Below are 17,685 nucleotides of genomic sequence, written 5' to 3' on the forward strand. Positions count from 1 at the left end.
AGATTTAATTAAGTGTTTGAAATCATTCTCCTGTCTGTAGTTGTTTTAGTGGCGCTGGTTATCGGCGGTTGGTATACCCATTCGCGGCAACAGCAGCGTGCCCAGGAATTTGAGCGCGAACTGGATCGCTTCGATGAAGCTGATAATAGTGATTTTCACGCGCGATTTGATTCGGTATTTGCGCAAGATACCGTGGATTTATCCGACGGACCCAAAGTGCGGTTGGATTCGGATCAAGCCGAAGATCCTAATGTAGCCGTTGAGTCGGATGAAGACGAGTTCGATGATGAAGAGGCTGACGAAGCACCAGATTGGGAAATGGTGGTTGCGCTGACCATAATGGCTCCGGAATCACAGATGTTTACCGGTCGAGCAATCAAATCTGCGCTGGATCAGCAGGAAATGCATTTTGGAGATATGCAGATTTATCATCGTTATACCGTGAATAATCGACGCCAAACACTTTTCAGCGTCGCCAATATTCTCGATCCCGGCACTTTATTGCCGGATCAGCTGATTTCGATTAAAACACCCGGTTTATTAGTGTTTGCAAGACTTCCCGGTCCGGTAAATGGTTTGACCGTATTTGATTCCATGCTTGATGCCGCTCAGCAATTAACCGCCTATCTGGGGGGGATTCTTTGTGATGAAAAGCGTGAACCGATAACTGACAAGCATTTGGAAGCCATTCGCAACCGGATTTTTGAGTTAAATTTATCTTTGCAGGCAGGCAATAAATCTGATGACGATTTCACCTGAAATCAGTGAACGGGCACAACAACTTCGAGATTTAATCAACCGTTATAATTTCCTGTATTACAGCGCTGATGATCCGGAAGTAACTGACGCTGAATATGACCGCTTATTTGCCGAATTAAAACAGCTGGAAACCAAGTATCCCGAATTAGTCACGCCTGATTCGCCCACACAGCGTGTCGGTTCGGCACCGTTAGATAAATTCACACAAGTTACCCATGCGATGCCGATGTTATCGCTGGATAATGTATTTGACGAAGCGGAATTAACAGCTTTTAACCAGCGGGTGCGTGATCGTTTGAATACCGATGCGGTGATTACCTATGCTGCCGAACCAAAACTCGATGGTCTTGCCATCAGCATTCGTTATGAAAATGGTTTACTGGTACAGGCAGCCACCCGTGGGGATGGTGCGGTAGGGGAGGATGTTACCGAAAATGTTCGCACTATCCGGAATATACCTTTAAAACTTCATGGTAACAATGTTCCTCAAGTTGTTGAAATCCGTGGTGAAATCTATATGCCAAAAGCAGGTTTCGAAAAGCTGAATCAACAGCGTTTGGCAAACAATGAAAAATTGTTTGTGAATCCACGCAATGCTGCTGCAGGTTCATTAAGACAACTTGATTCATCTGTAACAGCCAGCCGTCCTTTGGCGTTGTTCTGTTATGGACTTGGCGAAATCGAGGGTATGGAACGCCCGGCCAGTCATACCGAAGCCATGCAGATAATTAGCCAATGGGGTGGGGCAGTCTGTCCGGATACTAAACAATTGCAGGGTGTTGAAGCCTGTCTGGAATATTTGCATGAGCTCGGCGAACGTCGCGCCACTCTGCCTTATGACATTGATGGTGTGGTGTTTAAAGTTGATGACAGCCGATTGCAGGAACGTCTGGGGTTTGTCTCCCGTGCACCGCGCTGGGCCATTGCCTATAAATTTCCGGCGCAGGAAGAAAGCACTCAGGTTCTGGATATTGAAGTACAGGTGGGTCGTACCGGTGCGTTAACGCCGGTTGCTCGATTACAGCCAGTTTTTGTCGGAGGCGTTACAGTGAGTAATGCTACCCTGCATAATGAAGATGAAGTTCGCCGTAAGGATGTTCGCATCGGCGATACAGTCATTATTCGACGGGCAGGGGATGTTATTCCAGAAGTGGTTCAGGTAGTCAAAGACAAACGTCCTGACAATGCTGTCGAATTTGTGATGCCCAGCCAGTGTCCGGTTTGCGGTGCCGAAGTTGAACGGGTTGAAGGCGAGGCAGTAGCCCGTTGCAGTGGTGGATTATTCTGTGGCGCACAACGCAAGGAAGCTATTAAACATTTTGCTTCACGTAAAGCGCTGGATATTGATGGCCTGGGCGATAAGATTGTTGAACAACTGGTCGATGCAGAATTAATCAAAGATCCAGCCGATTTGTTTTATCTGACCAAAGCACAGTTGTCGGCATTGGAACGTATGGGCGACAAATCTGCCGAAAATCTGGTGAATGCGTTAAACCATGCAAAAAATACCCGTTTTGCCCGTTTTTTATACGCCTTAGGTATTCGGGAAGTAGGGGAAGCCACTGCGCGATCATTGGCATTACACTTTGTCAAATTAGACAAATTAACCACAGCCAAAGAAGACGAATTAATTGAAATTGAAGATGTGGGGCCGGTCGTTGCTCACCATATTTATACCTTTTTCCGTCAGGAACATAATCTTGATGTGATCCAGCGGTTGTTGGATGCTGGAGTGAGCTGGCCAGAAGAAAAACCGGTTTACGCTGATTCGGAATTAACTGGTAAAACCGTTGTATTGACAGGCACGCTGGAAAACCTGTCACGCAGTGAAGCCAAAGAGAAATTATTAGCATTAGGTGCCAAAGTGGCTGGCAGCGTGTCTGCCAAAACCGATTATGTGGTTGCCGGAAGAGATGCCGGTTCAAAATTGAATAAAGCCCAATCCCTCGGGATTGAAGTGGTCGATGAAGCGACCTTAATACAGTGGATTAATTAAATGAGTGCAGTTGCCGATGCCATCAAAAAAGTCGCTACCGGCCCCCATCTGAGTAAAGATCTCAGTCTGGAGGAGAGTCGCGAGGCGATGCTGGAGATTCTGTCCGGAAAGGTTGATCCGGTGCGAATGGCAGTGATGTTGATTGCATTGCGCATGAAACGTGAGACCGATGAGGAAAATCTGGGCTTATTACTGGCCATGCAGGAAGTCACCGGTCAGCAGCCATTAGATGTTGAAAATGTCATGCTGCTTTCCGATCCGTTTAATGGTTTCAGCCGACATTGTCCGATTGCGGCATTTTTACCTTCGGTAATGGCCGCGTGTGGATTACCGGCCTTATCACAAGGTGTCTATGAAATGGCACCGAAATTCGGTGTCACCCATGCACAGGTTCTCGAAGCGGCTGGGGTCAATATCCGACTCAGTGTCGCTGAAGCAGTCAAGCAATTAAATGATGCTGATATAGGTTGGGCCTATCTGGATCAGGCAATTACTACGCCCAGCTTGTTTGCTTTACAGGATTTACGTCGATTAATGATTAAACGCCCCAGTCTGGCTACGCTGGAAAAACTGGTGATGCCGGTTAAGGCTAAAAAAACGCATTTGCAAATTGGCTTTGTGCATAAAGCCTATCCTCCGGTTCTGGCGTATCTGGCAAAGCAGAGTGGTTTTGACAGTGCATTGATTGTACGTGGCCTGGAAGGTGGCATTGTGCCGACGCTACGTGAATCATCTGATAATTTTTTACTGATAGATGGCGCATTAAAACCCTGCGCATTAGATCCACAGGCTTTTGGTGTAGATCAACAAACCCGTGGGGTGATGCCTGAACTGGAAAAACTGACGGCCGCCGAATCTGCCCAACGTGGTCTGGCAGCATTGCAGGGTGAAAAAGGTGTGGCTTACGATCTGCTGGTTTACGGGGCAGCGATGGCTATCTGGCATTGTGGACTCGTCAGTGGTCAGTCTAAAGCCGGCGATTTAGTCAGAAATGTTCTGGACTCGGGTAAAGCCTTTGCTACATTTCAAAAAGGGCAAACAAAATGATTCTGCAACAGCAATTACAATTTGAAATGAATGGTCGCAGCACGCTGAATATCAGCGATGATGTGGCCAAAATTGTGTCAGCATCGGGTATTACAACCGGCACATGCCATGTGTTTGTTCAACATACCAGTGCATCGTTGATGATTTGTGAAAATGCCGATCCGGATGTCAGACGTGATCTGGAAACCTATATGCAGCATATCGTTCCGGATGGTGACCCCATGTTTTTACATCAGGATGAAGGTCCGGATGATATGAGCGCGCATATCCGAACGGTACTGACCAATCCGGATCTGGTGGTACCGGTCAGCAATGGCAAATGTGCCCTGGGAATATGGCAGGGAATCTATTTATGGGAACACCGCACGCATCGCCAGCAGCGTCGGGTGATCGTGACAGTACAGGGTGAATAATAATGAATGAAGAATTTGAACAGGATCACCTTGATGAGGAATTTGACTGGTCGTCAATTCCCAAAAGTAAATCGCGTATCAAACGTGAACTGGATGCACTGAAAAAATTAGGCCAGGATCTGATAGACTTGCCCAAAAAAGATTTGTTAAAACTGGAACTGGACGAAGATTTAACCGAGGCAGTACTTAAAGCCCAATCAATGAGCAAGGGTGCATTAAAACGACAGACCGGTTATATCGGCGGCATTATTGCCCGTCTTGATCATGACGAAATACAACAGAAGCTGGATAACCTGAAACAACCGCAACAGGCACAAACAGAGCAATTTCATCAACTGGAAAACTGGCGGGATCGATTATTAGCTGAAGACGATACGGTGATGGCGGAGCTGCGCGAACAGTTTGAAGATTTTGATAATCAGCATGTCAGGCAGTTGGTGCGAAATGCGAAACAGGAAGTAGCTAAACAGCAGCCACCAAAATCGGCTCGATTGATCTTTAAGTATCTGCAGCAGCTGCAGCAGAATCAGTGATCAATCAGTTCAATCAGAAAACAGGCCCCCCCCAGATAGCTTTGCTGAACACTGATTTTCCCCTGATAAGCCTCGACGATATCGCTGGCAATTGCCAGCCCTAAGCCCTGGCCTTCAATCTGTGTATCCATACGTTTACCACGCTTGATAATATCTTCGCTGGCATTTGCTGGTACACCGGGGCCATCATCTTCGATACGCACAATAATCCGCCGATTTTGCTGGCGTAATACAATATTGACCTGTTGGTTACAGTATTTAAATGCATTTTCCAGCAGATTGCCGAGCAGCTCATACATATCACCCTCATCGGCATGCAACATGGCATCCCGTTCAATTTCACACTGGGTATGAATGTTTTTGCTCTGGTAGACTTTTTTTAGTGAATTCATCAGTTTATTGATGATTTCCCCAATAGAAACTGGTGCCAGTAAATTACTTTTGCCTTCTGTGGCTGCCCGCTGTAGTTGATAATCAACGAGGGCATTAATGCGGTCTAACTGTTCTTCACCGGTCAGTTTGCAGGCCGTAACATCATCACAGCTTTCCAGCTCGGAACGTAATAAAGCCAGTGGCGTTTTCAGACTATGTGCCAGATCAGCAAGCGAGTTTTTATAGCGTAGGCGGCGTGATTGTTCATGATCCAGAAGATTATTGATATTACGGGTAAGTTGTTGCAGTTCACTGGGATAGTCATCCCCTAAACGTTGTTGTTTACCGGCTTCAATCGCATGTAAATCAGCAGCGGCTTTATGCAATGGTTGTAAACTCCAACGGAAAATCAGCCATTGTGCAATCAGCAGCATCAAACCGGTTCCGCCAAGCCAATACCAGAGATTTAACTGAAATTCATCTACTTGTGCTTCCAGCATATGCTGGTCCTCAGAGACATTGATGGTGTAATCAAAATGTTCGCCATCATCATTTTCCCAGACAATACCAAAGGCGAGGTTCTGCAGCTTCATGCCGTTATCAAGGTTGATCTGACTGTATAACTGTTCTGATGGACCCGGATGGTAGGGAAGCGCCAGAAACAAACCGATAACAGATGGTGATTGCCAGACAATCGTATTGCCACTGGTAATTTGAGCGTATAAACCGGAATTGGGAATAGAAAATTTTGGCTCGGCAAGTTTATCCTGCATGATTAATTTGCCATCGTGACTGATCTCAGCGGCTGTCAGTAACGTGTAGACATAGTTTAATAAACGTTGTTTTTGAGCCGTTTCAGCGCTACCTGAAAACGCATTAAATAAACTGAAGGCGGAGATCCCCAGAAAAGCCGTTAATACCAGGGTGACGGCAATTAACTGTCGATTGGTCAGTGATAAATTAAGTCTATTCACGTGGTAAAGTCAGTCGATAACCGCGGCCACGCAACGTTTCAATCGGATTCAGCACTTTTTCAGGATCCAGTTTATTACGCAGTCTTTTGACAAACACTTCAATGACATTGCTATCCCGATCCTGATCCTGTTCATAAATATGGTCAGTCAATTCAGTTTTAGAAATAACTTCCCCGGCATGCAGCATAAGATAATGCAATAATCGATATTCGAAGGCAGTCAATTCAATCGGGAAGTTTTTTACTGTAACCTGCTGTGAAGCCGGATTCAGTTCAACCTGGCCACAACGCATAGTGGAATTTGACCAGCCGGCAGCGCGGCGTGCCAGTGCGTTCAGGCGCGCTACTAACTCTTCAAAATGAAAGGGTTTGACCAGATAATCATCCGCACCGGCTTCAAGACCTTCTACTTTATCTTGCCAGCGACCGCGTGCAGTTAATATCAAAATAGGAAAAGTAATGTTTTGTTGACGTAACTGTTTAATGACCTCAATACCCGAAAGTTTTGGCAGTCCCAGATCAATAACAGCGACATCGTAGGGATATTCTGTTCCCAGGAACAGACCATCCTCACCATCACTGCTCATATCTACAGTAAGTTGATGCTGACGCAGGTGCTGGCCAATTTGTTCACGCAGGTGAGGTTCATCTTCAATTAATAAAACACGCATAAGTTATTGCATTTGATATCCGGTATCCCGATCCAGTCGGTAAGTTTTCACTTTACCATCCTGATGTAAGACTTTGACGCGAAAAATCGTATGATTTTGATACTGTTCCTGGTCTACCGATAAAACCCTGCCACCTGTTTCAACCTGAGCTAATTCTGCGGCGGTTTTTTTTGTCAGGGGTAAAGCAATGTCGTTAATGCTTGTTCCTGCTTCCGCTTCTGGCGGCAAATGATCAGTATATCCAGATAATGGTAGCGTGAGCACCACAATTAGTAGATACCAGGAAAATTTCATGTAAAAACCTTATAATTAGTATGTTTGTTATGGAGGGATAATAACAAACGGTCAGCAGTCGGTGAAAGCATCACTTGGGTCCCTGTTCTGGCATGACCGGACCGATGGCATTATCAGCTCTGGCGCGCAAATAGTTATAGAGTTGTTCACGTCCATTGATAACCTGTGGATTATCCTGAAAAGCTGGCATAACACCTGCTCGACCTTTTTTACCCTTTATCAGCACCTGCATAAATTCTTCTTTGGAGGCCTGATTCAGGCTTTTAGCTAAATTGGGGCCTGCTAACCCCTGAGCGAAGGTGCCATGACAGCGTGCACACCAGTTTCGATAAAGTACATAGCCTCGATAGGTTTGCGGATCCAGCTTGTTTCCCTCAGTCACTTTATAACCAGCCTGAGCTTGTACCGGCCCAAACCACAGGCCGGTAAAGCATAAAACCAATAATGTCGTCAGGCGTAATGACATTTCTACGGTTAACCTAATTTAATAATAACGACCTGGTGATGAGCTTACCACGACATCGACCGGAACATATTCACCGGGGTGATAATTCATAAAAGTCGAATATTCTCTGCCTTTATAACGATAACTGACATCGTAACCTTCAATATGCCTTTCAGTATGATAGCGATCATGCACCTGACATTGTTGCTGATAGCGGTAATCATCATTTTGATATCGGTTGCCCAGATCCCGACCAACAGAACCGCCGAGTAATGTACCGGCAACCGTCATGGCTGTTCTGCCATTTCCCCCACCAAATTGATTACCAACCACGCCGCCGATAATGCCACCGGCAATGGTGCTGGTATAGGATTGCTGTTGTGGATGTCGCACCGCTTCATCCCAGCATTCCCGGCTGGGTGAGTTGACACGTACTTCACGATAAACGGGCTGCACATAGGTGACTTTAGCCATTTCACCACCACGATACTGTTTATGGTGTTTTCCGCCAGCCATCACCATTGGTGCAGAAAGTACTAACGTTGTGACCAGGCTTAAGCTTGTTATTGTTTTTTTCATGAGCTACTCCACTCGTTGAAGTTGAGCTCAGAGTAGCAACGGTTAACTGAACTGTGCCTGAATGGCTGAGTAATGTTTTGTTAATTTTTTGACGCCTGAGCCATGAGTTTCAACAGGCCCTAACATTCAGCCCATTGTTTATCTAACCGTTTAGCGGAGACAGGGTAGGCGGTGCCAATTTCCTGAGCAAAAATCGAGATGCGGAATTCTTCAATCATCCAGCGGTACTGTTGCATCGCTTCAGTATCAGCACGCTTGATATTTTGCAGATAACGTTGCCAGTATGGGTGGACTTCCTGTTGACGCTGACGATCCTTAGTCGGATCAGTTTTTAACTTATCCAGCCTGGCGCCAATAGCCCGGAAGTATGCCGGTAAACGCTGTAATGCATCATCCGGTGTGTAATGAACAAACCCTTGATAGAGGAGATGAGCTAATTGCTCGCGGATATCTTTAACGGCATGTATTGCTGCCAACGGAATATTTCCGGACAGCCGTTTGGCAATTGCATGATATTCACTTAACGGTTCAGCAATCAATCTGGCCAATTGGTTGGCAATGTTGATCAGCTCACTACTTTGTTGTTGCAGACGTTGTTCAAACTGCTGTTTATCATGAGGCCATTCCTGATCCTTAAGAAAGCAACGGTCGAACGCTACCGCAATCAAGTCCTGTTTGAGCTGTTCGCAAGGGGTGATTTGCCGAGTGTTTTTTTCATCAAACGGTGCAGCCGGTACATTGGCGTAATGCAGGCACATCTTCTGAATATCCGGCAGATTTTTCTGCAGATATTTGACTTTATCTTTCTCGGCCAGCATAAACAGCCTTCTCAGTCCCAGGGCTGAAAAGGTTTTTGCCTGCTGCAAGGTATCCATCAAGGTTAGATCAACATGATCAATACGATCCACCAGAGCAGGATAAGCGGTCATTTCCAAACCGTTTTGTTGCATGACAATCTGTTCAGGAAACGCGTCAAAAGCCCAATCAGTCATGCCGGTTTTTTCATAATCTGAATCCGGTAACTGACGGAAGCTGGCAGCCGCTTCTTTCGACCAATCCTGCTTTAACTGATTCAAATCACGGCTTTCGGCCAACAATTCACCCTGTTCATTCACAAGCTTGAAATTCATTTTCAGATAGAGAGGTAAATCTTCTGGTCGCCAATCATCAGGCTTGATTTCCACACCGGTCATTTTACGTAGTTGTTCACTTAAAGCCGGCAATAAAGCGCCTTCATATGCTGTCAGGGTTTTCAGGCAACGATCGGCATAATCCGGCACAGGAATAAAATGTCGACGCAAGGATTTTGGCAGACTTTTCAGCAGAAAAATCACCTTGTCACGTAGCAATCCCGGTACCAACCACTCATAGCGCTCCGGATCACTTTGATTGAGTAGTGAAAGTGGAATGGTCTGGGTAATACCATCATGTTGCTTGCCAGGTTCAAAATGATATTCCAGAGGCAATGGAACACGGTTGACCAATAGTTGATCTGGATAACTCTCCACTGTCACCTGATCAGCATTGTGCTGCATCAGAATTTCACGACTCATAAACAGGCATTGAGGATCTTTTTTCTCAGCCTGTTTGCGCCACTTTTCAAATCCCTGGCCATTAATAATATCGTCAGGAATACGTTGCTGATAAAAAGCAAACAGGGTGTCCTCATCTACCAGGACGTCCCGGCGTCGTGATTTTTGCTCCAGCAGTTCTATCTCATCAACCAGTTGGCGATTGTGTCTGAAAAATTTCGCCTGACAGTTAAAGTCACCATTTACCAGCGCTTCACGAATAAATATTTCGTTAGAAATCACGCGGTCTAACGGTCCGTAATGAATCTTGCGGCGGTTAACAACGGGTAGCCCATACAGATTGACGCTTTCAAATGCGACCACCTGTGCCGGTTTTTTCTCCCAGTGGGGATCACTGTATTGGCGTTTAACCAAATCTCCGGCAATCGGCTCGATCCACTCGGGTTCTATTTTGGCGACAATCCGGGCATAAAGCTGGCCAGTTTCGACCAATTCGGCCGCCATGATCCATTTGGGACCTTTTTTATGTAATGCCGAGCCCGGGAAAATTTTCAGTTTAAGATTTCGGGTGCCGGCGTAGCTGTGCTGATCAGCTTTCACGGCGACATTGCTTAACAAACCACTGAGCAAAGCCTGGTGAATGGATTGGTAATCAGCTGCTTGCTGATTCGGCTTAAAGCCCATCTGGGTGGTTTGAACATGCAGCTGCTGATAAATATCATGCCATTCGCGTAATCGCAGGTATGACAGAAAGTTTTCTTTACAGTATTTACGAAATTTATTCTGGCTGAGGTGTTTCTGTCTATCGTGGTACAGATCCCATAATTTGAGAAAAGCCAGGAAATCGGAACGCTCATCTTTATATTTGCTGTGGGCTTCATCGGCAGCCTGTTGTTTATCCATCGGCCGTTCACGTGGATCCTGAATACTCAGAGCACTGGCGATCACTAATACTTCGTTCAGGCTGTTTTGATCATTTGCTGCCAGAATCATCCGGGCGATACGCGGATCAATAGGCAGTTTTGCCAGTTGGCGGCCGATTTCGGTGATTTGGCGTTTATCATTAACGGCATTAAGTTCTTCCAGCAACCGGTAACCATCATTGATCATCTTCGGAGGCGGGGGGTTAATAAACGGAAACTTTGCCGGATCGCCCAGTTTTAATGCTGTCATTTGCAGAATGACTGAAGCCAGATTAGTACGCAGTATTTCCGGATCGGTGAAGGCGGGTCTGGCAGTGAAGTTCTCTTCATCATAAAGACGTATGCACACACCAGCCGCTACACGTCCACACCGTCCGGAACGCTGATTGGCACTTGACTGTGAAATTTTTTCTATCGGTAATCGCTGAACTTTATTCCGCACACTGTAGCGACTGATTCGTGCCAGACCGGGATCGACAACATAACGAATACCGGGCACAGTCAGAGAGGTTTCAGCGACATTGGTTGCCAGGATAATGCGCCGCGGACCACCGGTTTTAAATACCCGGTTCTGTTCACTGGCTGACTGGCGGGCAAATAATGGCAGGATTTCCGTATTGGGTGGATGATGTTTACGCAGTGCTTCAGACACATCACGGATATCACGTTCACCGGAAAGAAAGATGAGCACATCACCCGGTCCGACACGGCACAATTCATCTACGGCCTGAACAATGCCATCCACGAAATCCAGATCTTCACTATCATCATCGCGACTCAATAGAGGACGATAACGAATTTCGACAGGGTAGGTTCGGCCACTGACCTCAATCACCGGCGCATTGTTAAAATGCTCTGAAAACCTTTTGGTATCAATGGTGGCTGAAGTGATGATCAGTTTCAGATCTGGACGCTTGGGAAGCAGTTGTTTGAGGTAGCCCAGCAGAAAATCAATATTCAGACTGCGTTCATGAGCTTCATCAATAATCAGTGTGTCATATTGATTTAAAAAAGGATCATTCTGCGTTTCAGCCAGCAAAATACCATCTGTCATCAGTTTGATATAACTTTTGTCGGCTTTTACCTGATCATGAAAACGTACTTTATATCCGACTACTTCGCCGATTTCAGATTTAAGCTCTTCGGCAATCCTGGTTGCAACCGTCCTTGCCGCAATTCGTCGTGGTTGAGTATGACCGATCAGACCGCCGACACCCCGGCCTAGATCCAGACAGATTTGAGGTAGCTGAGTGGTTTTACCTGATCCGGTTTCACCACAAAGAATGATGACCTGATTTTGCTGAATAGCGTTAGCGATGTCTTCCCGTCGTTCTATAACAGGAAGATCTGCATTCAATGATGGCTTCGGAATATTATTAAGACGTTGCTGATAGCGCTGGTTTGAACGTTCAATTTGCTGCTGCAGATTCAGCCATTCAGTTTCATTGGCGGATTTTTTCTGCAATTGTAATGACCGCCGACGCAGCTTGTGCTGGTCGGCGATCATTGTTTGTTTTATCTGAGACTTTAATTGTTGCTGTAGGTTGTTCACTGATCTTCAATTTATCCGTACGCATTAATAGTCCCAGCGGCAAATATCATACAGAGCCGGCGCTACTATGTCTGGTTAGGTGCTTTTACAGACTCCAGGAAAGTGACAAAGTATATTTGAAATCGTTTTTACTGATGTCATCTTCCGTTTCAGAATCGTATTCATTGGACATACCGACTTTTAATGCCACGCCAGCTCGTTCGTCCAGATCCAGGATCCAGTCAAAAGTGGTCACATTACGATATGCATCAAAAGAGTCAAAGCTTGGGTAAAAAGTATTGGCTAGTGCCAAGCGTTGCGCTGCATTAATGCGCCAGCGTGATTCAAGACCCAACAACCCCTCAGGAGTAAATTCCTGACGCTCTCCACCAAATGTTTTATTAAACCCCACACCTGAACGACCAACGAATAAAAAGTCTTCGGAGTTGGCAAATTCATAACCAAAACCACTATTGGCATTAACACGATAATCGTAATCTTTGAATCGATCGATATCAAAACGTCCACCGGCAAAGGTAAACCAGGGTGTGGTTGGTTTTAACCAGTCACGGTTAATTGAACTAAAAAAGCTGTTGTCAGAAGTTTCCTCTTCTGACTTGGCATAGAAATAAGCCGTGCGACTGTTAATACGGGTTTTTTCAGTTGCAAGATCAGCATTGAATGCCACGTTTACCTTACTGTTATCTGATTTTCCGCGACTTCCTGCCAACCCTAAATCGAAACGTCTTTCCCAATCAGATAGCCAGCCGGTGCCAAATAAACCGTTATCTTCAGGTTCTGCCTGAGCGATTTCAGCTGGTTCGATAGTGGGGGCGGCAGACGTTTGCTCGGATGGCGTTTGTTGAGCCAGAGCTTCATAGTTGGTTTTTATATCAGCAACGGTATTAGTATTGATGACCATTTCCCCGAGAAGCTGATGTTTGATAGTAAGAGATTCCTGATTACGCTCTAATAAGTCACCTTGAAGTCGGTCACCATTGGTTAAAATCAATGTGACAGGTGCTGCGTGGGATAGAACAGGAGCCAGTAAACAAATAAAAACGATTTTTTTCAGAAACAAAATGATTTCCTATGGCAGATTTTGACTGCCATATACTAGCGATAACCAGGTCGAATGTCAGTTGATATTTAAGGGAAATTTTTCCCTAAATGTTAACACCCGTCATTGTTTACAGTGCCATCGGGCATCGTGGTATTGCAGAATTTGATCCCTCTGTCATGTACACCAATCATTGATGCACCAGTTAAGTCTGCACCAGACATGTCGGAAAAGATTAAATGCGCTCCGTCCAGGGTAGCATTTTTCAGATTGGCATCAATTAACTGGGTGTAATCCATTAATGAATTACTGAGATTGGCACCTTCCAGCTGAGCACCGTGCATACGGGAGTGAGTAAACCAGGCGCCTTTAACATTCGCATTGGTGAGGATGATGCCTTTGAGGTTTGCTTCGCTCATATCCGCACCTTGCAAATCATGATTTTCCAAGGGGGCTTCGCTTAAATCACAGTGATGGCACTGGTTTTGTTCGAGTAGCCTTTTAAGATAGATTTTATCGTAGGCGAAGGCTGCTGTACTGCATAAACTCAGGGCTGTGATAATCACCATTGATTTCATTATGTTTCCCTCAACTTCATTGATTTAGCGTTAGTCTGTCCAGCGGTTCTCAAAAAAATGTTTGCTTAAAGGACGTCGTTCTCTTGCCTTTAGTTCCCGTTCCAATGCTTCAGTGCTCAAGCTATCAAGTGGAGCAGGGTAACCAATCGCTATCACCGACCACAAATTTATTTCTGATGGGATTGATAAGGCTTCACGCAGTTTGTCGACATCAAAGCCACCCATTTGGTGAGACATCAATCCAGCTGCTGTCGCCTGCAGGCACATATTCAGACTTGCAGCACCAGTATCATAGCCATTCCATATGTTCGCATTTTCGTTTTGGGAAAACTGGGGGCGTGAAGCGGTGACAATTAATAACGGTGCATTAACCGCCCAGGTTTGATTGCCTGGTGAGAGACTGTCCAGTGTCTTATGCCAGCTTATTTCATCTTTGAATCTGTTGCAGATAATGTAGCGCCATGGCGCTTCGCCATAACAAGAGGGCGCCCACAATGCAGCTTCACAAAGGGCTGTAATAGTATCGTCACTTACAGCTTGTGTTGGATCGAATGCCTTGCCACTCCATCGCTCAGCGATAATGCTGGCGAGTTTCTGTTCAGTTTCAGCGGGTTTTTGAATCAAAATGATATCCCGTATAGCTTAGTGACTAAGATTAACGCGGTAATTGAATGACTGGTTTTTCTGCCGGGCGATAAAAACCACCAATGTGACCAATCATCATGACTAAATCTGCGCCGGTTTTTTCCGCAATTTCATCGAGCATTTGCTTGCGCTCTGTTTTTTCCTGTCCGCTGACGCGTACTTTAATCAGCTCATGATAAGCCAGTGCATTTTCAATTTCGGCCAGAACGGCTTCAGAAAGACCAGCGTTACCGACCATTACAACGGGTTTTAGTGGATGGGCCAATCCTTTCAGATATCGGCGTTGTTTATCATTGACTGCCATGAGTAGGGCTACCTGTATTAAAATGCCGTGATTATATCAGGATAGTTTCATGACTAAACATAAGTTCACCGTTACTGCAGCTCGTGGCATGTTGCCTCTGCTCGAAGAAGAACTCAAACAAATCGGCATTAAACAATACAAAACAGAAGCAGGTAGTATTCGTTTTACCGGTAGTCTCAAAGAAGCCTATCAGGTCTGTTTGTGGTCGCGTGTTGCGGTCCGGGTTTTGATGCCAATTGCCCACTTTTCGGCCGAAACGACCGAGCAACTTTACAACGGAATTAAAGAACTGGCCTGGGAACAGCATATTGATGCTGAAGACACCACTTTAGCCGTCGATTTTAATAGCTTTCGTTCAAAAATCCACCACACACAATTTGGTGCACAGAAAGTCAAAGACGCCATCGTGGATAGATTACGTGATCTGTTCGGCACAAGGCCTTCAGTGGATTTGCATCAGCCGGACCTGCGGGTCAATGTCTATCTCAAGCATAACCAGGCAATTGTCAGTCTCGATTTGTCAGGTGAGAGCCTGCATAAACGTGGTTATCGCGTCAGCCCAACTAATGCGCCGATTAAAGAACATCTGGCTGCTGCGATTTTGCTTTCAGCCGAATGGCCAAAGCTGGCTCGGGAAGGTTGGGCATTGCTGGACCCTATGTGTGGCAGCGGTACTTTTTTAATTGAAGCGGCCCTGATGGCTGCCGATATCGCACCCGGGTTGCAACGTGATTATTTTGGTTTTCTTTATTGGAAACAACACGATAAAACTGCCTGGCAGCAATTAAAAGCTGATGCCGAAAGACGGCGCTTAAGTGGTCTAGCACGTTTGCCGATGATCATGGGCGGCGATCAGGATAAAACTGCTGTCACAGCGGCGCAGGCTAATATTGAAGCAGCAGGACTCAGTGATCGCATTCAGGTCATTCATCGGGATCTGCAAAATTGGGCTACGGTGGCGCAAACATTGCCGGAAGTGGGCTTGGTCGTGTCGAATCCGCCTTATGGCCAACGTATTGGTGACACCGATGCATTACATGAGTTGTATGAAGCATTAGGTGATTTAGTTAATCAGCATTTACCGGCATGGCGCACGACTATTATTACCGACAATGCCCAACTGGGTAAATTGACCGGTCTGACCCTATTTGACAGCAAACCATTTGATAACGGGCCGATTGCCTGTGAAGTGTTGTCATACCGTGCCCCTAAACCATTACGCCGTGATGCCAAACCCGTGCAGCAGGAAATGACTACTTCTCCTTCACCCTGGGATAAAACATCAAAGACCAAACCAAAGCCTGTTGTTAAATCATCTGTGGTTGAAAAGATTTCCCCGCAAGCAGAAATGTTTGCCAATCGATTGAAAAAGAATATTCGCCATCTGGCGAAATGGGCACGTAAAAATCATCTGGATTGCTATCGTGTCTACGATGCTGATTTGCCGGATTATGCCGTGGCCATTGATATCTATGGTGACTATGTCCATGTGCAGGAATATGCTCCGCCAGCCGATATTGATCCGCTCAAAGCCAGTGAACGTCTGGATGAAGTGATGCAGATTATTCCGGTCGTTTTGGGGGTGAGCAATGATAAGGTCGCATTGAAGCTACGTCAGAAACAGCGTGGCTCAAACCAATACGAATCTCAGGCGGCGTTACGCCAGCGTTTTGAAGTACGGGAAAATGACTTGCGGTTCTGGATTAATCTGACGGATTATCTTGATACCGGTTTATTTCTGGATCATCGCATTACACGGCAGATGCTGGCTGAAATCAGTAGAGGCAAAGCTTTTCTGAATCTGTTTGCTTACACTGGCAGCGCGACAGTTTATGCAGCAGCAGGCGGGGCAAAATCCACCACCACGGTTGATATGTCCAATACCTACCTGGGTTGGGCCAAAGATAATATGCAGTTGAATAACCTTGTCGGTGAACAGCATCAGTATATCCGTGCGGATGTACTGGCCTGGTTAAACGAACCAGCCACCCAGGATTTACGCTTTGATTTGATTTTTGTCGATCCACCGACTTTTTCCAACTCCAACAAAATGGAAGGGGTCTTTGATATTCAGCGTGACTATATCGATATGCTGCATAAAATCGCCGGGATGTTGAATCCAGGTGGGGAGATTTTCTTTTCTACCAATCGCCGTGACTTCAAACTGGATGCCGAAGCATTAAAAGGTCTGGATATAAAGGACATTAGCAAGGCCACATTACCAATTGATTTTGAACGTAATTCAAAAATCCATTATTGCTGGCGAATACAGAAATCAGCTTGAACTGTCGAGTGTGAGTTTAATTTCCTGCCACAACGCCTGGTAGGCTTTGTTGACGGCTGAGTTTGCCGCAAATGTGGCTAATGGTGCTCTCATATCACCCATTTTTTCTACCACGGCGGCGTAGGGGATGGCTGTTTGCAAGCCATGCTTTAACATCTTTGGTGGATGAGCCAGCATCACGCGATGCAGACTGCGGCGACGATCTGCCATGGTAAAAAAGGCGTGTAATCGTTTGGGTCTGAGATTGTTATCTTTAAAAAAATCTCGGGTTTGTTCGAAGGTACGCATCGATAAATGGCTGGGAATAATCGGCACATAAATCGCTTCAGCTGCCGCAAACATTTGCTCAGTCAGTTCCGAAAAGCTGGGTGGACAATCCAGCACGATTAACGAATAGCTTTCACCAAATGGTGCTAACAGTTTGGCCAGTTGATTTTTATTATCCCCGGCTTTTGCCAAATCCAAATCCATTTGCCGAAATGAAAAGTCGGCGGGAATGATATCCAGTGATGGATAATCGGTATTTTTAACTAACTCACCAATGGCGGTTTTACCCGACAGCAGTTTTTTGGGTTCTGCTTTAGACTTGCTTTTACGTTGCAGTAACCAGCTGGCAGCTCCCTGCGGGTCAAGATCCCAGAGTAAGGTAGGGATTCCCTCATTTGCAGCCTGCCAGGCAATATTAACCGCTGAGGTCGTTTTACCCACGCCACCTTTCAAATTAAAAAATGCGATGATTTGCATGA

17 protein-coding genes are annotated in these 17,685 nt (G+C 45.8%); 6 read left to right on the top strand and 11 right to left on the bottom strand.

Features of this window, described 5'->3' with window-relative positions; translation table 11 throughout:
- Positions 1-12: 12 nt before the first annotated feature.
- From B2337_RS08985 to yjgA, 5 genes are read left to right on the top strand one after another with little or no spacing between them, the layout of a single operon-like run.
- Complete coding sequence (locus tag B2337_RS08985) at positions 13-759, top strand: cell division protein ZipA C-terminal FtsZ-binding domain-containing protein (protein WP_292413382.1); 747 nt, start codon at positions 13-15, stop codon at positions 757-759.
- Positions 743-2,755 carry an NAD-dependent DNA ligase LigA gene (gene ligA, locus B2337_RS08990; protein ID WP_292413383.1) on the top strand — a complete coding sequence of 671 codons (2,013 nt, stop codon included), beginning with the start codon at positions 743-745 and terminating at the stop codon, positions 2,753-2,755. Before B2337_RS08985 ends, ligA begins: the two co-directional genes overlap by 17 nt.
- Entirely contained in the window at positions 2,756-3,802 is a 1,047-nt protein-coding gene (locus B2337_RS08995) for an anthranilate phosphoribosyltransferase (RefSeq protein ID WP_292359556.1), read from the top strand.
- Positions 3,799-4,215 (top strand): secondary thiamine-phosphate synthase enzyme YjbQ, encoded by a 417-nt coding sequence (locus tag B2337_RS09000; protein WP_292413384.1) that lies wholly within the window; start codon positions 3,799-3,801, stop codon positions 4,213-4,215. The genes B2337_RS08995 and B2337_RS09000 overlap by 4 nt, the downstream gene beginning before the upstream one ends.
- 2 nt (positions 4,216-4,217) lie before the next feature.
- Positions 4,218-4,748, top strand: coding sequence for a ribosome biogenesis factor YjgA (gene yjgA / locus B2337_RS09005; RefSeq protein WP_292359552.1), 531 nt, complete (start codon positions 4,218-4,220; stop codon positions 4,746-4,748).
- On the opposite strand, the gene B2337_RS09010 is transcribed toward yjgA, so the two are convergent.
- The 10 genes from B2337_RS09010 to yhbY form a co-directional block, all read right to left on the bottom strand.
- Positions 4,742-6,094, bottom strand: a complete 1,353-nt coding sequence (locus B2337_RS09010) for an ATP-binding protein (protein WP_292359550.1) — start codon at positions 6,092-6,094, stop codon at positions 4,742-4,744. The genes yjgA and B2337_RS09010 overlap by 7 nt on opposite strands.
- Entirely contained in the window at positions 6,087-6,764 is a 678-nt protein-coding gene (locus tag B2337_RS09015) for a response regulator transcription factor (protein WP_292359548.1), read from the bottom strand. Before B2337_RS09015 ends, B2337_RS09010 begins: the two co-directional genes overlap by 8 nt.
- Positions 6,765-6,767: 3 nt before the next feature.
- Positions 6,768-7,058: a PepSY domain-containing protein gene (locus tag B2337_RS09020; protein ID WP_292359546.1), complete on the bottom strand. Its 291-nt coding sequence runs from the start codon at positions 7,056-7,058 to the stop codon at positions 6,768-6,770.
- A 70-nt stretch (positions 7,059-7,128) separates the two neighbouring features.
- Positions 7,129-7,524, bottom strand: a complete 396-nt coding sequence (locus tag B2337_RS09025; RefSeq protein WP_292413386.1) for a c-type cytochrome — start codon at positions 7,522-7,524, stop codon at positions 7,129-7,131.
- Positions 7,525-7,542: 18 nt separating this feature from the next.
- The gene (locus tag B2337_RS09030; protein WP_292413387.1) at positions 7,543-8,082 is read right to left on the bottom strand and encodes a glycine zipper 2TM domain-containing protein; all 540 of its coding nucleotides are present in this window, start codon (positions 8,080-8,082) and stop codon (positions 7,543-7,545) included.
- A gap of 119 nt (positions 8,083-8,201) precedes the next feature.
- A complete protein-coding gene (gene hrpA, locus B2337_RS09035; protein ID WP_292413389.1) occupies positions 8,202-12,089 on the bottom strand; it encodes an ATP-dependent RNA helicase HrpA in 3,888 nt (1,295 codons plus the stop codon).
- Positions 12,090-12,174: 85 nt separating this feature from the next.
- Positions 12,175-13,149: a DUF481 domain-containing protein gene (locus B2337_RS09040; RefSeq protein ID WP_292413391.1), complete on the bottom strand. Its 975-nt coding sequence runs from the start codon at positions 13,147-13,149 to the stop codon at positions 12,175-12,177.
- A gap of 92 nt (positions 13,150-13,241) precedes the next feature.
- Positions 13,242-13,706, bottom strand: a complete 465-nt coding sequence (locus tag B2337_RS09045) for a pentapeptide repeat-containing protein (protein ID WP_292359536.1) — start codon at positions 13,704-13,706, stop codon at positions 13,242-13,244.
- Between the two features lie 30 nt (positions 13,707-13,736).
- Positions 13,737-14,330, bottom strand: a complete 594-nt coding sequence (locus tag B2337_RS09050) for a nitroreductase family protein (protein WP_292413393.1) — start codon at positions 14,328-14,330, stop codon at positions 13,737-13,739.
- Positions 14,331-14,361: 31 nt separating this feature from the next.
- Complete coding sequence (gene yhbY / locus B2337_RS09055; RefSeq protein ID WP_292359533.1) at positions 14,362-14,655, bottom strand: ribosome assembly RNA-binding protein YhbY; 294 nt, start codon at positions 14,653-14,655, stop codon at positions 14,362-14,364.
- A gap of 49 nt (positions 14,656-14,704) precedes the next feature.
- On the opposite strand from yhbY, the gene rlmKL reads away from it, so the two are divergent.
- Complete coding sequence (rlmKL, locus tag B2337_RS09060; protein WP_292413394.1) at positions 14,705-16,939, top strand: bifunctional 23S rRNA (guanine(2069)-N(7))-methyltransferase RlmK/23S rRNA (guanine(2445)-N(2))-methyltransferase RlmL; 2,235 nt, start codon at positions 14,705-14,707, stop codon at positions 16,937-16,939.
- Here the strand turns inward: rlmKL and B2337_RS09065 are convergent.
- Positions 16,931-17,683 carry a ParA family protein gene (locus B2337_RS09065; protein WP_292413395.1) on the bottom strand — a complete coding sequence of 251 codons (753 nt, stop codon included), beginning with the start codon at positions 17,681-17,683 and terminating at the stop codon, positions 16,931-16,933. The two genes, rlmKL and B2337_RS09065, sit on opposite strands and share 9 nt — an antisense overlap.
- Positions 17,684-17,685: the final 2 nt, after the last annotated feature.

The sequence above is a fragment of the Methylophaga sp. UBA3192 genome (genome assembly GCA_002363955.1).
In the GTDB taxonomy this organism is placed as follows: Bacteria; Pseudomonadota; Gammaproteobacteria; order Nitrosococcales; family Methylophagaceae; genus Methylophaga.

Excerpts from the sequence above, each read along its gene's own strand:
- B2337_RS09000 (WP_292413384.1), top strand. The coding sequence starts at position 3,799 with ATGATTCTGCAACAGCAATTACAATTTGAAATGAATGGTCGCAGCACG.
- B2337_RS09015 (WP_292359548.1), bottom strand. The coding sequence starts at position 6,764 with ATGCGTGTTTTATTAATTGAAGATGAACCTCACCTGCGTGAACAAATT.
- yhbY (WP_292359533.1), bottom strand. The coding sequence starts at position 14,655 with ATGGCAGTCAATGATAAACAACGCCGATATCTGAAAGGATTGGCCCAT.
- rlmKL (WP_292413394.1), top strand. The coding sequence starts at position 14,705 with ATGACTAAACATAAGTTCACCGTTACTGCAGCTCGTGGCATGTTGCCT.
- ligA (WP_292413383.1), top strand. The coding sequence starts at position 743 with ATGACGATTTCACCTGAAATCAGTGAACGGGCACAACAACTTCGAGAT.
- B2337_RS09025 (WP_292413386.1), bottom strand. The coding sequence starts at position 7,524 with ATGTCATTACGCCTGACGACATTATTGGTTTTATGCTTTACCGGCCTG.
- B2337_RS09045 (WP_292359536.1), bottom strand. The coding sequence starts at position 13,706 with ATGAAATCAATGGTGATTATCACAGCCCTGAGTTTATGCAGTACAGCA.
- B2337_RS08995 (WP_292359556.1), top strand. The coding sequence starts at position 2,756 with ATGAGTGCAGTTGCCGATGCCATCAAAAAAGTCGCTACCGGCCCCCAT.
- B2337_RS09030 (WP_292413387.1), bottom strand. The coding sequence starts at position 8,082 with ATGAAAAAAACAATAACAAGCTTAAGCCTGGTCACAACGTTAGTACTT.
- B2337_RS09065 (WP_292413395.1), bottom strand. The coding sequence starts at position 17,683 with ATGCAAATCATCGCATTTTTTAATTTGAAAGGTGGCGTGGGTAAAACG.
- B2337_RS09020 (WP_292359546.1), bottom strand. The coding sequence starts at position 7,058 with ATGAAATTTTCCTGGTATCTACTAATTGTGGTGCTCACGCTACCATTA.
- yjgA (WP_292359552.1), top strand. The coding sequence starts at position 4,218 with ATGAATGAAGAATTTGAACAGGATCACCTTGATGAGGAATTTGACTGG.